This is a genomic window from Janibacter sp. CFPM2_SD2, from assembly GCF_057364645.1.
Genome location: NZ_JBNFOF010000060.1, coordinates 1 through 15,399 on the forward strand (window position 1 = coordinate 1; position 15,399 = coordinate 15,399).

Genomic DNA, 15,399 nt, shown 5'->3' on the forward strand with positions numbered 1-15,399 from the left:
TCGGGCGCCGCGGACGATCGATCCGCACCGCGCGACGGATCTCGCCCTCCACTCGGCGCGGCGCGAGCACGGAGTTCACCACGGCGGGGGCGGCGCACATGACCGTCACTCCGTGCCGCTCCACGCGCCGCAGGATCTCGGCACCGTCGATCTTGCGGATGACGACGTGCTGGGCGCCGACACCCGTCATGGCGAAGGGCATGCCCCACCCGTTGGCGTGGAACATCGGCAGGGTGTGCAGGTATACGTCGCGGTCGCTGATGCCCGCGTGCAGCCCGAAGGTCGCGGCATTGGTCCAGATGTTGCGGTGGGTGATCCGCACGCCCTTGGGGCGGGCCGTCGTGCCGGAGGTGTAGTTGATCGTCGCGATCGCCTCCTCGTCGGCCTCCCAGGCGCGCGGCTGCGCGCTCTCGGGGTCGACGTCGCCGAAGAGGTGCTCGTCCTCGCCGAGGACGAAGGTGTGCTCGGCGGAGACCTCGTCGACGAGCGCGGTGAGCTCGGGGTCGATGTAGAGGACGCGCGCGCCGGAGTGCTCGACGATGAACTTCACCTCCTCGGGGGCAAGGCGGAAGTTGATCGGCACGAGCACGCGGCCCGAGCCGGCGACCCCGAAGAAGCTCGTGAGCAGACGGGCCGAGTTGTGCGAGACGACGGCGACGCGGTCGCCGACCTCGATGCCCAGGGAGTCGAGGTGAGCCGCCTGCGCGTTCGCGAGCTGGCGCATCCGGGCATAGGTGACGCCCTCGAGGGGCGGTGCCGGCTGGTCGGGCTCGTCGACGACCGCGAGACGGTCGCCGTACACGGCGGCAGCACGGTCGATGAAGTCGTTGACGGACATGGGCACGAACATCCGGAAGATCCTCCATGCGGTGTGGACGACGCTGTCGAGGCGACGTTATCCCCCTTCGTCCGCGGTGACGGCGGGCCACCGGAAGCGGCGCGCCGAGCGGCTGGCAGGAGTCGACCGGCGGCGTGCGGGGGTGTCGGTGGGGCGATCTAGACTCACACCGATGTCCGAGCTGCCGCGTTCCGAGAACTTCGTCCACCTGCACAACCACACCGAGTACTCGATGCTCGACGGTGCTGCGCGCATCAAGGACATGTTCTCCACCGCCCAGGAGATGGGCATGCCGGCGATCGCGATGACCGACCACGGCTATCTCTTCGGCGCCCACGAGTTCTGGAAGACGGCGCAGTCCTACGACGTGAAGCCGATCATCGGGCTCGAGGCCTACGTGGCGCCGGGGACCCACCGCACCGACAAGAACCGCGTCAAGTGGGGCGACGAGCGCACCCGACCCGGCGACGACGTCTCCGGTGGTGGCGCGTACACCCACATGACGCTGCTGGCGCGCAACAACACCGGCATGCACAACCTCTTCACCATGGGCTCGCGCGCGTCCTTGGACTCAGTCTTCGCCAAGTGGCCGCGGCTGGACCGCGAGCTGCTCTCGCAGTACGGCGAGGGGCTCGTCGCGACGACCGGCTGCCCCTCCGGCGAGATCCAGACCCGGTTGCGCCTGGGTCAGTACGACAAGGCGGTGGAGGCCGCCTCGGAGTTCCGCGACATCTTCGGCCGCGAGCACTACTTCCTCGAGCTCATGGACCACGGCAACCAGATCGAGCGCCGGGTCCGCGACGACCTCATGCGGCTGGCCAAGGACCTGCAGCTGCCCCTCCTGGCGACCAACGACCTGCACTACGTCAAGCAGGAGGACTACATCGCGCAGGACGCGCTCCTGTGCATCAACTCCGGGTCCAAGCTGCACGACCCCGACCGCTTCAAGTTCGACGGCGAGGGCTACTACCTCAAGTCGCCCGCCGAGATGCGCCAGCTGTGGCGCGAGCTGCCGGAGGCCTGCGACAACACCCTGCTCGTCGCCGACATGTGCGAGGTCTCCTTCACGGAGGGCGAAGGGCGGTACATGCCGCGCTTCGAGTGCCCGCCGGGGGAGGACGAGACCTCGTGGTTCATCAAGGAGGTGCAGACCGGTCTGCACCGCCGCTTCCCCGACGGCATCCCCGAGTACGCGCAGCGCCAGGCCGACTACGAGATCGACGTCATCGTCGGCAAGGGCTACCCGGGCTACTTCCTCGTCGTCGCCGACTTCATCAACTGGGCCAAGGACAACGGCATCCGTGTCGGCCCGGGCCGTGGCTCCGGCGCCGGCTCGATGTGCGCCTACGCGATGGGCATCACCGACCTCGACCCGATCCCGCACGGCCTGATCTTCGAGCGCTTCCTCAACCCCGAGCGCAAGTCGATGCCCGACTTCGACGTCGACTTCGACGAGCGCCGGCGCTCCGAGGTCATCCGTTATGTCTCCGACAAGTACGGCGACGAGCGGGTGGCGATGATCGCCACCTACGGCACGATCAAGGCGAAGCAGGCGGTCAAGGACTCCGCCCGCGTCATGGGCCACCCCTTCAACGTCGGCGAGCAGCTGACCAAGGCGATGCCGGCCGACGTCATGGGCAAGGGCGTGCCGCTGGCGAAGATGTGGGACAAGGAGCACGACCGCTTCGGCGAGGGGCAGGAGTTCCGCGAGCTCGTCGAGTCGGAGAAGCACCTCGGCGAGGTCGTCGACCTGGCCAAGGGCCTCGAGGGCCTCAAGCGCCAGTGGGGCGTGCACGCCGCTGGCGTCATCATGAGCAGCGAGCCGCTCATCGACGTCATCCCGATCATGCGCCGGCTGCAGGACGGCCAGGTCCTCACGCAGTTCGACTACCCGACGTGCGAGACGCTCGGGCTGGTCAAGATGGACTTCCTCGGCCTGCGCAACCTGACGATCCTCGACGACGCGTTGATCAACATCAAGAGCAACCGCGACGAGGAGATCGACCTCGACGCGCTGTCCAAGGACATGACCGACAAGGCGACCTACCGCCTGCTCTCGCGCGGCGACACGCTCGGGGTCTTCCAGCTCGACGGTGGCGGCATGCGGACCCTGCTGCGGCTGATGCAGCCGGACAACTTCGAGGACATCTCCGCCGCCCTCGCGCTCTACCGACCCGGCCCGATGGGTGTCAACGCCCACACCAACTTCGCCCTGCGCAAGAACGGCCGCCAGGAGGTCGTGCCGCTCGACCCGCAGCTCAAGGGCAAGCTCCAGCCGCAGATGGAGGAGGCCCTCGGCCCGATCCTCGGCACGACCTACGGCCTGTGCATCTACCAGGAGCAGGTCATGGAGATCGCGCAGAAGCTGGCGGGCTACACGCTCGGCAACGCCGACCTGCTGCGCCGTGCCATGGGCAAGAAGAAGAAGGAGGTGCTCGACGCCGAGTACATCCCCTTCTCCGAGGGCATGAAGGCCAATGGCTACAACGAGGAGTCGATCGCCGCGCTGTGGGGCGTCCTCGTCCCCTTCTCCGACTACGCCTTCAACAAGGCGCACACCGCCGCCTACGGCCTTGTCTCCTACTGGACCGCCTACCTCAAGGCCAACTACCCGGCCGAGTACATGGCAGCGCTGCTCACCTCGGTCGGCGACGACAAGGACAAGTCGGCGCTCTACCTCAACGAGTGCCGTCGCATGGGCATCAAGGTGCTGCCGCCGTCGGTCAACGAGTCCGTCGGGCCCTTCGCCGCCGTCGACGCCGACATCCGCTTCGGCCTGCACGCCATTCGCAACGTCGGCCGCAATGTCGTCGAGGCGATCATCACCACCCGCGAGGAGAAGGGCGCCTTCACCTCCTTCGACGACTTCCTCGCCAAGTGCCCGGCGGTCGTGTGCAACAAGCGGACCATCGAGTCGCTCATCATGGCCGGCGCCTTCGACGACCTCGGCCACCCGCGCCAGGGCCTGGTCATGGTCCACGAGGAGTACGTCGACGCCTTCGTCGGGGTCAAGCGCCAGGAGGCGGTCGGCCAGGACTCGCTGTGGGACATGTTCGGCGGCGGTGACGACGAGGAGGACGCCCCCGGCGCCGGCATCGAGGGGATGGGGCTGCGGCCGATCCCGCAGGTGGAGTGGGACAAGCGAGCCAAGCTGAGCAACGAGCGCGAGATGCTCGGTCTCTACGTCTCCGACCACCCGCTCTTCGGCGTCGAGCACGTCCTCCAGCGAGCCGCCGACACCTCGATCGCGACCCTCACCCAGGCCGACTCCGGGGTGAAGGAGAACAGCACGGTGACGATCGCCGGCCTCGTGACGGGCCTGAGCGTCAAGCGGACGAAGAAGGGTGACCTCTGGGCGATCGCGACCATCGAGGACCTCGAGGGTGCGATCGAGTGCCTCTTCTTCCCCAAGACCTACCTGACGGTGCAGACGATGCTCACCCAGGACATCGTCGCCGTCGTGCGTGGCCGGGTGAATGCCCGCGACGACACCGTCTCGATCTATGCCGAGGACCTGCAGATCCCCGAGCTGACCGACGGCCGCGCGGCCCCGTCGTGCTCACCCTCGACTACGCCCGGGCGACGACCGGGCGCATCGAGGAGGTCAAGCAGGTGCTGTCGCAGCACCCGGGCAGCACCGACGTGCAGATCAAGCTCGTCCAGCCCGGCCGCTCGGTGACGATGTCCGTCGACGCGGCCTACCGGGTCGAACCGACCGAGGCGCTCATCGGCGACCTCAAGGTGATCCTCGGAGCCCGGGCGGTGAGCGCATGAGCGAGGGCATGACGCCGCCGGTCGCCGCGCAGAAGCCGTGGACCCGTCGCCACCACGGCGACGACGTCGCCGACCCCTACGAGTGGCTGCGCGACGGCGAGGACCCGCAGGTCATCGCCCACCTCGAGGCGGAGAACGCCTACGCCGAGGGCACGACGGCGCACCTGGCCCCCCTTCGGCAGGCGATCTTCGACGAGATCAAGCACCGCACCCTCGAGACCGACCTCAGCGTGCCCGTCGCCTCCGGCGACTGGTGGTACTACTCGCGCACGGTCGAGGGCAGCCAGTACGCCATCCAGTGCCGTGCGCCGCTCACCGACCGCACCGCCGTGCCCGAGCTCGACCCCTCGCAGCCGCTGCCCGGCGAGGTCGTCCTCCTCGACGGCAACGAGCTCGCGCAGGGCCACGAGTTCTTCTCCCTCGGGGGCTTCGAGGTCAGCGCCGACCACACGCGCTTGGCCTACGCCGTCGACGTCACCGGCGACGAGCGCTTCGACGTGACGGTGATGGACATCGCCACCCGCGAGGTCCTCGACGAGAGCGTCACCCGCGCCGGCTACGGGCTGGCCTTCTCCCGCGACGGACAGCACCTCTTCCACGTGGCCGTCGACGACGCCTGGCGCCCGCACGAGGTGTGGCGCCACGAGGTCGGCGCGCTTCGCGACGCCGACGTCCTCGTCCACCGCGAGGAGGACGAGCGCTTCTGGATGGGGCTGGGCACCAGCCGCGACGAGCGCTGGATCGTCCTCGGGCTCGGCAGCAAGACGACCTCCGAGGTCCACCTCATCGACGCCGACGACCCGACCGCCCCGATGCGCTGCGTCGCGCCGCGCCGCGAGGGTGTCGAGTACGACGTCGAGCCGGCCGGCGACCACCTGCTCGTCGTGCACAACGAACGCCAGCCCGAGGGCGACCTCGCCTGGGCCCCGATCGACGCGACGAGCCACGAGCAGTGGCAGCCGCTCCTCGACCGGGCCGAGGGGGAGCGCTTCGTCGGTGTCGACGCCTTCGACGACTTCTGCGTGCTCAGCCTGCGCGCCGACGGCCTGCCCACGCTGCGGGTGCTGCCCCGAGTGGCGCGGTCGACCCCCTTCGTCGCCTCGGACTACGGCCCGGCGCGATCCGTGGGGCTCGACGCCGAGCTCGCCAGCGTGGCCCTGGGCCCGGTCGCCGACCCCGACACCGACCGGATCCGCGTCGTCCACGAGTCGTGGGTCAGCCCGCGCTCCGTCCTGGACGTCGTCGTCGCCACCGGCGAGCAGACCGTGCTCAAGCGTCAGCCGGTCGTCGGTGTGGACCCGGCCGACTACGAGCAGCAGCGCACCTGGGCCACGGCTCCCGACGGCACGCAGGTCCCCGTCTCTCTCGTCATGCGGCGCGGGGTGCGACCCGACGGCAGCAACCCCGGCCTGCTCTACGGCTACGGCAGCTACGAGATCAGCCTCGACCCGTACTTCTCCATCGCCCGCCTCTCGCTGCTCGACCGTGGGGTCGTCTACGCGGTCGCCCACGTGCGCGGCGGCGGCGAGCTCGGTCGGCACTGGTACGACGACGGGAAGATGCTCGCCAAGGGCAACACCTTCACCGACTTCGTCGCGGCGGCCGAGCACCTGCACGAGCGCGGCTGGGTGGCGCGGGACCGGCTCGCGATCGAAGGGGGATCCGCCGGCGGTCTCCTCGTCGGCGCCGCGACCAACCTCGCCCCGGACCGCTTCGCGGCCGTGCTCGCCGCAGTGCCCTTCGTCGACGCGCTGACGACGATCCTGCGTCCCGACCTGCCGCTCACCGTGGGGGAGTGGGAGGAGTGGGGCAACCCCCTCGAGGACCCGCAGGTCTACGCCTACATGCGCGGGTACAGCCCCTACGAAAACATCGCGCCCGTCGCCTACCCGGCGATCCTCGCGACCACCTCGCTGCACGACACCCGGGTCTACTTCACCGAGCCGGCGAAGTGGGTGGCGCGGCTGCGCGAGGTGACGCGGCACGACGCCGACCGTCCGGTCCTGCTGCGCACCGAGATGAGCGCCGGCCACGGTGGGCGTTCCGGGCGCTACGACGCCTGGGAGCAGACGGCATGGGAGTGGGCCTGGGTGCTCGACCGGATCGGGGCGGGGCAGGTCACTCCAGGTCGAGGGTGATGAACTTCGGCCGGTAGAGCGTCGGGTCACGCGTCAGCTCGTCGAAGTCGAAGGTGTTGACGTTGTACGAGATGAGCAGCTCGCCGTCGTCGGAGATCTCCGGGTGGCCGTGCGCGTTGTACGTGAAGTGCCGCCCCACCCCCGACTCCGGCGTTTCGTAGATCGTCTGCCGGTCCTGCCACGGCCCCTCGGGCGTGCAGGCGGTCCAAGCGTTGATCTTCGGGCTGAAGGGCTGCGAGGTGTCCGACGAGATCATGACGTAGCCGTCGCGGAAGCGGCTGACGCTCAGCTCGTTGGCCACACCGTCGGTGAGGCGGGTGCTGCGCGTGGGGTCGCTCGTCCAGCCGCTGTCCGTGCGGTACTCCCACTGGCTGCGGTCGGTGAGGTTGCCGGCGGGCACGCGCGCCAGGTGCAGGTGCTTGGTGTCGCCGAGGTCCTCGATGCCGTAGACGTAGCTGGTCGTGCTCGTCGTCAGCACGCCCGCACCCCACGCGACGTGGTCGGTGCTCGGGCCGGGGTCGTCGATCTCGGTGACCTCGAGGTCGGGCAGCGAGACCCGCGCCGTGGCGTTGTGGCTCCACTCGAAGCCGTCCTTGCCCACCTGCCGCGTGCGGGAGAGAAAGACGACGAGCTCGTCGCCCTCGACGGCCGCGTCCTGGACCCAGTAGTACGACTCGTCGTCGGGGTCGGGGAAGAAGGACTCCGGGCCCTCCGCCGTGCGGGTGCTCAGCCGGCCGCTCTCGTCCTCGGTGACGAGCGCGTTGTGCACCATCGCCATCCCGGGCTGCGGGTTGCCGCTGGACGTCACCTCGCCGATGAAGGAGTCACTGAAGAGCCAGAGCGTCCGCTCGTCGGGCAGCCGGACGGAGTAGGTCGAGTCGCCGGCGATCCACCCGGGCCCGGTGAGCTCGAAGCGCTCGTCGTCGTCGCGACTCGGCGTCGCCCAGTCGAGCTCCGCTCCCACTGCCTCGCACGCCTGCGACGGCGCGTCGTCGCTGCACGCCGCGAGCAGGCCGGCGCCGACAGCGAGCGTGGCGAGGGCCGCGGCGGCGCCGGTTCGTCGCATGCGGTGCTCCTGGCGGGTGTGGACGGCTGGTGCGGACGGCTGACGGTGCTCCCGGCGAAGGGGGAGCCCCCGGCCCATTGTGACCCACGGGTAGATCGCGTGGGTCGGCGCCGGCTCAGAGCCAGCCGAGGTCCTGGGCGCGCCGGGCGGCCTCGACCCGGTTGCTCGTGCCCGTCTTGCCGATGGCGGAGGACAGGTGGTTGCGCACGGTGCCGGGGGAGAGGTGCACCCGGGCGGCGATGTCCGCGGCCGAGCGTCCGTCGAGGGCGACGGCGAGCACCTCGCGCTCGCGGTCGGTGAGCGGGTTGGGCCCGCCGACGACGACCTCGGTGGCGAGGGAGGGGTCGACGACGCGACCTCCCTTCGCCACCGTGCGCACGGCCTCGGCCAGCTCGTCGGACGGGGTGTCCTTGACGACGAAGCCGCTGGCGCCGGCCTCGAGGGCCCGCCGCAGGTAGCCCGGCCGGCCGAAGGTCGTGACGATGAGCACCCGTGTGCCGGGCAGCTCGCTCGTCAGCTGCGCTGCGGCGGAGATGCCGTCGAGACCGGGCATCTCCACGTCGAGGACGGCGACGTCGGGGCGGGTCCGGCGGGCAGCCGCCAGCACCTCGTCGCCCGAGCCGACCTCCGCGACGACCTCGAGGTCCTCCTCGAGGCCGAGCAGCGCGGCCATGGCGCCCCGCACGAGGGCCTGGTCGTCGGCCAGCAGCAGCGTGATCACGGCAGGTCCACCCTCAGTCTCGTGCCCGGCCCCCGGGGTCCGGGATTGCCCTCGCTGACGTCGAGCTGCCACCGACCCGGGCGAGCCGCTCCCGCAGGCCGGTGAGCCCGTGGCCCTCGCGCCGCCCGCGCAGGCCTCGTCCGTCGTCGGTCACCTCGAGCCAGGTCGGCCCCCACGAGACGTCGGCGTGCTGGGCGCCGCTGTGGCGCAGCACATTGGTCGTCGCCTCGCGCAGGACCCAGGCGAAGGTGATCCGGTGCGCCGGGTCGACGATGTCGATGTCGTCGGGCATCGACACCTCGATGCCGGCGTCGCCCAGCGCCGCGATGGCGGCATCCCGCTCGTCGGACAGCCGGGTGACCCGCAGCCCGGACACCGTCGCGCGGATCTCGGCGAGGGACTGCCGGGTGAGGGAGCGGATGGCGGCGATCTCCGCCTTGGCGCGCTCCGGGTCGCGGTCGACGAGGCGCTCGGCGAGGTCGGCCTTGAGCGAGACGACGGTCAGCGAGTGGCCGAGGACGTCGTGGACGTCGCGCGCCACCCTGTCCCGTTCGGAGGCGACGGCCAGTGTGCGTTGGAGCTCTTCGCGCCGCTCGTCGCCCTCCATCAACCGGCGCAGCAGCAGGCCGAAGCCGCCGATGAGCATGGGGATGAAGAGCAACGGCCACAGGTTGCTCAGGTCGTCGGTGACCGCGATGACGAGCGCGGTGCCGACACCGACGCCGACGACACCTCCCACGGACCAGCCCCGGGGCCAGCCGAAGGCCGCCAGACTGGCGAGGAAGGCGCTCATCCCGAAGATCTCGAGCCCGATGATCGGCCACAGCGCCGCCATCGCCGCCACCATGCCGGCGAAGCCGCCGAAGGCCCACACCCGCCGGCGCGTGGTCCAGCAGCCGTGCACGCCCATCTGGCTCTGGATGAAGGCGAGGACGTAGACGAGGGCGAAGGCGAGGATCAAACCCCAGCCGAGCAACCGCACGACCGGACGGTCGGTCGTCTGCTGGGCGACCTCGTTGGCGGGGAAGAGCAGGAAGACGAGCCACACCGCGGCGAGCAGCCACCCGTGCCGCGCCCACGGGTCGACCACCTGCGCGGACAGCTCGTCCGCGAGGTGGTCGACGTCGTCGGTGGGCGTCACTGCCGGTCCCGACCCCGTCGCACGAGGTAGACCGTCAGCAGCGCGAGGATCAGTGTCCACACGCCCACGTTAGTCAGCGGGACCCACAGCGCCTCGTGGTGGAGGGCCCCGTCCGTGTCGACCGAGTACCCCTCGGTGAGCGGGTAGCGCGCCAGCGAGACGATGCCGTAGAGCGGGGTGAACTTCGCGATCGTCAGCATGACGCCCGAGAGCGGGATGAAGATGTTGCCGAGGAAGGCGAAGATCACGAGCGACCCGCTGGCCGCCCCCACCGCGGACTCGGACTTGAAGGCGAGTCCGAAGACCAGCCCGTAGAGCGCGAAGAGCCAGGCGGCGAAGAGGGTGATCCCGGCCGTCGCGAACCACACCCAGGTGTCCCCCTTCGCCCCGCTCGCCACGCCGATGGCGTAGATCAGACCGATGGGGATGCACGCGATGACCATGGCGACGACCGCCTTCGCGGCGACGTACCAGCCGTCGCGAAGGGGGGTGAGCCCCAGCTGTCGACCCCAACCCTGCATGCGCTCGACCGCGGACGAACCACCGACCGAGACGGTCGCCGTGACGGCTCCGTAGACGGCCATCGAGATCATGATGTAGAGCGCGACGTTGCCGCGGCCGATGTCCTCCTTCGCGAAGTCCTCCGATGCGCCGAAGACGACGTACATGAAGGCCGGGAGCACGGCGATGAAGAACAGGCCGACGTAGTCGCGGGCGATCCGCTTGAGCTCCAGGCCGATGAGTGTGGGGTTCATCAGTTCTCCTCCCTCGGGCTGCCGGTGATGGCCAGGAAGGCCGCGTCGAGCGAGGCCGTCGTGACCTCGAGGTTGCTGCCGCCGAGGTCGGTGAGCAGCAGTCGGGCGAGGGCGTCCGAGTCCTCGCCGATGGCGGTGACGCGCTCGCCGGTGACGGTGACCGAGCTCGTCCCCGGCAACTCCCGAAGTCGCGCCGCGGCGGCGCCGACGTCCCCCTGCGGACGTCGGCGCTCACCGTGCGGCCGCTCGCGCGGCCCGGATCTGCTCGGTCGTGCCGTCGGCGACGACCCGGCCGCCGGCCATCATCACGATGCGGTCGGCGAAGCGGTCGGCCTCCTCGAGGTAGTGGGTCGCGAAGAGCACCGTGCGCCCGTTGCTCGCGTCCTCGTGCATCGCGCGCCAGAAGTCCGCTCGCGCCCCGACGTCCATGCCCGCGGTCGGCTCGTCGAGGATGAGCAGGTCGGGGTCGGGGAGCAGCGCCAGGGCGAAGCGCAGCCTCTGCTGCTCGCCGCCCGAGAGCTTCGAGACGAGGCGGTTGGCCTGGTCCGCCAGCCCCGCGCGCTCGATGACCGCTTCGACGGGCTCGTGCCGCGGGAAGGTCGAGGCCACGTAGCGCACCACCTCCCGGGCCGTGAGGTCACGCAGCAGGCCCCCGGTCTGCAGGACCGCGGAGACCCTCCCTTCGTGCACCGCTCGCCGGGGCGCCGCGCCGAAGGAGGTGATGGTGCCCGAGGTCGGCTCGGTGAGGCCGAGCACCATGTCGAGAGTCGTCGTCTTGCCCGCGCCGTTGGGGCCGAGCACCGCGACGACCTCCCCGGGGGCGATCGTCAGGTCGACGCCGGCGACGGCGAGGACCGTCTCGCCGCCGGATCGGAAGTGCTTCGTCACGCCCTCGAGGCGCACACCCTCGGCGGTGGAGGTGGTGGCGCCCGTCGTCAGGCTCGTCGTCGTGGTCATGGTTCAACCCTCCCGGGCAGCGGGTACCGGCGACCATCCCCTGATGTCACGAGTGCGCAATGACAGGTGTCATGGTGCAGACATCTCACAGGTGGCCGGAGCATCATGGGGGCAGAGGGCCTGGTTGCCCGACCGGGTCCCACCGACACCAGGAGGTACTCCCATGGGCGCAGCAGTCGAGATCAGCACCGGCACGATCGGACCCGAGCACCTCGCGGGCAAGCGGGTCATGCTCGGCGGCGTCGAGCTCGGAGTCCTCGACGGGAGCGCGTCGTCGGTGCAGTACGACATCCCGTCCGGGAAGCACGTGCTCTACCTCAAGGACGGCCTGACGACGTCGGGAGCCGTCGCCTTCCGCGTCCAGTCGGGCCACTGCGCACGGATCGAGGTCAGGGACGCCGACGGGGGCATGTTCGCGGCCTTCTTCGGCGGCTGGTTCGCGCTCAAGCGCGCGGGCGACACCCACCTGCCGGAGGGCACGCCCGGGGCGGAGGAGATCAGCACCGACGACGTGCCGATCGGGGCCTGACACGCGGCCGCAGCTCGTAGGGGACGATGTCCCCCATGAGCACCGACCACGCCTCCCGACTGGCCCGCGGCGACGAGCTCGACTACCGGAGCGTGCGTACGGGCATGGTGTTCGTCCTGCTGTTCTGCCTGGGCTTCACGGTCATCGGGCTGTGCCTCGTCGGCGGTGGTGACGGGCTGCTGCGGATGCTCGGCGTCGCGCTGCTCGTCTTCTTCGGCGCCGTGGGGATCCCCGTGGCCGTGTGGCGGTTGGTCAAGCCCACGATCGAGCTGAAGGTCAGTGCGCAGGACGGGGTGTGGCTGCGGGACCGCCGCGCCACCTGGCTCGGGTGGGACGAGATCGCTGCCGTCGAGCGTGACGCGGTGGGATCCCGTCCGGCGGTGACGCTGCGGCTGACGGAGGGCGGCTCGCACACCCTCTCGCCGACGATCGCGGCGTCGCCCGCCGAGCTCTACGCCCTGCTCTCGCAGCAGCACGGCATCCGCGCGCGTCGGGGCTGACCTCCTCGTCGGTCGCCGGGCGGTGCCTGGTGCTCACCTACGATCGAGAGCATGCGCGTCACCCAGCTGCGGCTCTACCCGGTCAAGTCCCTCGGCGGCACCGAGGTCGAGTCGGCGCACGTCGAGCCGTGGGGTGTCGCAGGCGATCGCCGGTGGGGGCTGGTCGACCCGGCGGGTGAGAAGGTCACCGCCCGGGAGGAGCACACCCTCCTGCGGCTGCGGGCCCAGCAGGTCGACGAGGAGACGATCCGGATCCACGACGGCGACGAGTCCATCCTCGTCGACATCCCGCTCGGGCTTCCGCCCGTGCCCGTGAGCCACTCGCGGCAGGGTTTCGCCGTACCCGCCGACCAGGACGTCAGCGAATGGATCAGCGACCGCGTCGGCCGCCCGCTGCGCCTGGTGTGGCAGGAGGACCCGACGGTGCGTCGCGTGTCGGGAGCCCACGGCGGCGTGGAGGGCGACACGCTCTCCCTGGCCGACGCGGGTCCGCTGCTCCTCGTCTCCGAGTCGTCCCTGGCGCGGTTGCAGGAGTGGGTCGACGAGGCTGCGGATGGGGACGGCGCCGACGACGGGGCGCCAGCAGCGGCTGGGCCCGGCGCGCTGAGTGTCGTGCGCTTCCGGCCCAATGTCGTCATCGACGGGGAGACGCCCTTCGTGGAGGACGACTGGCCGACGGTCCGCATCGGCGACGTCGAGTTCCGGACCGCCGAGGTGTGCGACCGCTGCGTCATGACGACCATCGATCCCGAGACCCTCGCGACGGGCAAGGAGCCGATCCGCTCCCTGTCGCAGCACCGGAAGTGGGACGGCAAGACGTGGTTCGGCACCCGTCTGGTCCCGATGGGCGAAGGGGAGATCCGCGTGGGTGACGAGGTCGTGCCCGGGTGAGCCGATCCGCGGCGCGAAGCCAGCGCTCCTACGTGCGCCGGTGGAAGGCGAGCGACACCGTGCCGTTGCCCAGCTGGGTGACGACATGTCGCCACAGGGCGCTGTCGATCATGTGGTGGTGGGTGCCGCACAGCGGGGCGGCGTTGTAGAGGTCGGTGAACCCGCCCGATTCCCACGGTCTGAGGTGATGGACCTCGGTCCAGGCGAACGGTCGGTCGCACCCTTCGGCGGCGCACTCGTCGTAACGGGTGGCCAGCGCCATCCGCTGGTTGTCGGTGAAGAGTCGGCGCTGCCGACCGAGGTCGAGCGGGACGGACTCGCCGTCGAGGACCGTGGGCAACAAGCCTGCGCCGCAGGCGAGGCGCCGTGCTGTGCCGGCGCTGATGACGTCGTGGACGTCGGTCGAGCCGACTCGGGTGCCGGCGGGGACGAGACCCTCGTCGACGAGACCGCCGAGCAGGTCGTCGACCCGGGTGGTGATGAGCATCGTCGCCGACACCTTGGAGTGCAGGTGTTCGGTCGGGATGCGCATCAGCAGGTCGGCGAAGGCCAGGCCGCGGCGGTGCTGCCAGTCGAGGCTGCGGTCGGTGGCGGAGAGCCGCCCCGCATCCACCCGGCTCCCGGCGAACTCGCCCAACTCTGCGCCAGGGGCGGCGCCCAGCCCAGCTCTTGTGCCTGCCGCAGGACCAGCGCCTGCTCCAGTGCCCTGCACCTCTGCGTCGTGGCCGTCCGTGGCACGGCGGCGGGGCGCGGTCATGGCGTCGATGACCTTCTTGAGCATCATCCCGGAGACCCAGGGCACAGTGAACTGACCGGTCATGGTGCCGTCACGGTTGTCCTTGACCCAGAAGGCAGAGCGCTCCCGGGCCGCCTCCTCCTCGCGGGCCACGAGGTCGTCCTCGTGCTGGTCGACGACGGCCTCGTCGGGCTCGTAGGTCGCGAGCACTCGCCGGGCGGCGCGTCGCAGCTGGCTGGGGGAGCGGTTCGCCGCCAGTCGCAGCAGCTCGGCCTCGCACTCGCGCCGCTGGTCGGCGGTCACGCCCTCCGGCAGGTCGTCGAGCCCGCGGAGGATGACCTTGGCGTGGTCGGCGCTGATCTCGCCGGCATCAAGAGCGGCCCCCGTCAGGGTCAGGCGCGGCCTGGACTCCCCGTCGCCCGGAGCGGCCGACGCGTCGTCCTGCTCATCCGATGCATCGCGCTGGGTCTCCGGCGGGTCGCCCTCGGTCTCCTGCGTCTCGGTGCCTGCGCCCGGGTTGTCGTGGCTGGACGGGAGCTCGCCCATGGCCTCGGCCAACATCGCGTCACTGGCCGACCTGTTGCGGTCGCTCCCCGTCGCCCCGGCCAACCACGACCCCGTGTCCGTGTGACCGGTCGAGCCGGTCGCCCCGGTGGTCGCCGCCCGGGCGGTCAGCCGCAGCTTGACCGCATCGACTCGACGAGAGAGCCGCTCGACCTCGGCGATGTGTCCACGCAGATCGGTGAGGTCGTCGGGCCGTTCGCCGATCGCTCGCATCATCTCGTCGACCCGCCCATGCGCCTGCCGCACGAGAGTGGCCAGAGGCGGATGGGGGAGGTCGGCGGGGCGGCGCAGGTTCGCGAGGTCGATGGCGGTCATGTACTCCGCCAGTCGCGTCTCAAGCCCCGATGCTTGCCCCATGAGAAGAATCTATCGAACATGTGTTCGATAGGTCAACCCCCTTCGCCGTCTCGTCCGGTGTCGATCCGGACCGCCCCACTGCTCCTGCTGAACAGACTAGGGAGGGCCACCGACAGCCTTGCGCCGACGATGCCGAGCCAAGTGGGAGAGTGGCCTCGTGGGCACCGACAGCGAGACCGAGGAGCGCACCCTGGCCCGCCTCCAAGGCGAAGGGAGCCCATCACACCGCGCCGAGGTGGCGACCCTGATCGCCTACGGCGACCAACCGGACCAGGTGGTCGAGCTCCACGAGCCGCCGCGCCCCACCAGCCCGGACCCCGCCCGCGCCCAACCCGAACCACCCCGCACGCTCGTCGTCGTGCACGGTGGGTACTTCCGCCCGGCCGTCGACCGCACCCACGCGCGTCCCATGGCCGAGCGCTCGCGGCGGCC

12 protein-coding genes and 2 pseudogenes are annotated in these 15,399 nt (G+C 70.7%); 6 read left to right on the top strand and 8 right to left on the bottom strand.

What is annotated here, in order from left to right; genetic code table 11:
- Window positions 1-850 (bottom strand): AMP-binding protein (locus tag AC2W7J_RS07690; RefSeq protein ID WP_485981974.1); only part of this gene is annotated, 850 nt, incomplete at its 3' end.
- A 160-nt stretch (window positions 851-1,010) separates the two neighbouring features.
- On the opposite strand from AC2W7J_RS07690, the pseudogene dnaE reads away from it, so the two are divergent.
- Both dnaE and AC2W7J_RS07700 read left to right on the top strand, forming a co-directional pair.
- Window positions 1,011-4,612, top strand: a pseudogene (dnaE, locus tag AC2W7J_RS07695) (DNA polymerase III subunit alpha).
- Window positions 4,609-6,750 carry a S9 family peptidase gene (locus AC2W7J_RS07700; protein ID WP_485981975.1) on the top strand — a complete coding sequence of 714 codons (2,142 nt, stop codon included), beginning with the start codon at window positions 4,609-4,611 and terminating at the stop codon, window positions 6,748-6,750. Before dnaE ends, AC2W7J_RS07700 begins: the two are co-directional and overlap by 4 nt.
- On the opposite strand, the gene AC2W7J_RS07705 is transcribed toward AC2W7J_RS07700, so the two are convergent.
- The 6 genes from AC2W7J_RS07705 to AC2W7J_RS07730 all read right to left on the bottom strand — a co-directional run bounded on the left by AC2W7J_RS07705 (window position 6,731) and on the right by AC2W7J_RS07730 (window position 11,390).
- Window positions 6,731-7,816 carry a DUF4185 domain-containing protein gene (locus AC2W7J_RS07705; protein WP_485981976.1) on the bottom strand — a complete coding sequence of 362 codons (1,086 nt, stop codon included), beginning with the start codon at window positions 7,814-7,816 and terminating at the stop codon, window positions 6,731-6,733. The genes AC2W7J_RS07700 and AC2W7J_RS07705 overlap by 20 nt on opposite strands.
- A gap of 115 nt (window positions 7,817-7,931) precedes the next feature.
- On the bottom strand, window positions 7,932-8,537 hold the full coding sequence (locus tag AC2W7J_RS07710) for a response regulator transcription factor (protein WP_084450630.1): 606 nt from the start codon (window positions 8,535-8,537) through the stop codon (window positions 7,932-7,934).
- Between the two features lie 13 nt (window positions 8,538-8,550).
- Window positions 8,551-9,678, bottom strand: coding sequence for a sensor histidine kinase (locus AC2W7J_RS07715; protein ID WP_485981977.1), 1,128 nt, complete (start codon window positions 9,676-9,678; stop codon window positions 8,551-8,553).
- The gene (locus AC2W7J_RS07720) at window positions 9,675-10,433 is read right to left on the bottom strand and encodes an ABC transporter permease (RefSeq protein WP_485981978.1); all 759 of its coding nucleotides are present in this window, start codon (window positions 10,431-10,433) and stop codon (window positions 9,675-9,677) included. The genes AC2W7J_RS07715 and AC2W7J_RS07720 overlap by 4 nt, the downstream gene beginning before the upstream one ends.
- Window positions 10,433-10,612 (bottom strand): hypothetical protein, encoded by a 180-nt coding sequence (locus AC2W7J_RS07725; RefSeq protein ID WP_485981979.1) that lies wholly within the window; start codon window positions 10,610-10,612, stop codon window positions 10,433-10,435. The genes AC2W7J_RS07720 and AC2W7J_RS07725 overlap by 1 nt, the downstream gene beginning before the upstream one ends.
- 52 nt (window positions 10,613-10,664) lie before the next feature.
- Complete coding sequence (locus AC2W7J_RS07730) at window positions 10,665-11,390, bottom strand: ABC transporter ATP-binding protein (protein WP_485981980.1); 726 nt, start codon at window positions 11,388-11,390, stop codon at window positions 10,665-10,667.
- Between the two features lie 163 nt (window positions 11,391-11,553).
- Here AC2W7J_RS07730 and AC2W7J_RS07735 point away from each other — a divergent pair, with 163 nt between their 5' ends.
- Genes AC2W7J_RS07735 through AC2W7J_RS07745 form a run of 3 tightly spaced genes read left to right on the top strand, consistent with a single transcriptional unit; the run spans window position 11,554 to window position 13,310 of the window.
- A complete protein-coding gene (locus tag AC2W7J_RS07735) occupies window positions 11,554-11,919 on the top strand; it encodes a hypothetical protein (protein WP_255185942.1) in 366 nt (121 codons plus the stop codon).
- 35 nt (window positions 11,920-11,954) lie between these two features.
- A complete protein-coding gene (locus tag AC2W7J_RS07740; protein ID WP_485981981.1) occupies window positions 11,955-12,419 on the top strand; it encodes a hypothetical protein in 465 nt (154 codons plus the stop codon).
- 51 nt (window positions 12,420-12,470) lie between these two features.
- The gene (locus AC2W7J_RS07745; protein ID WP_485981982.1) at window positions 12,471-13,310 is read left to right on the top strand and encodes an MOSC domain-containing protein; all 840 of its coding nucleotides are present in this window, start codon (window positions 12,471-12,473) and stop codon (window positions 13,308-13,310) included.
- Between the two features lie 28 nt (window positions 13,311-13,338).
- On the opposite strand, the gene AC2W7J_RS07750 is transcribed toward AC2W7J_RS07745, so the two are convergent.
- A complete protein-coding gene (locus AC2W7J_RS07750; protein WP_485981983.1) occupies window positions 13,339-14,925 on the bottom strand; it encodes an HNH endonuclease signature motif containing protein in 1,587 nt (528 codons plus the stop codon).
- Between the two features lie 199 nt (window positions 14,926-15,124).
- Between AC2W7J_RS07750 and AC2W7J_RS07755 the strand changes: the two are divergent.
- Window positions 15,125-15,399: pseudogene (locus AC2W7J_RS07755) on the top strand (hypothetical protein); the annotation flags it as partial.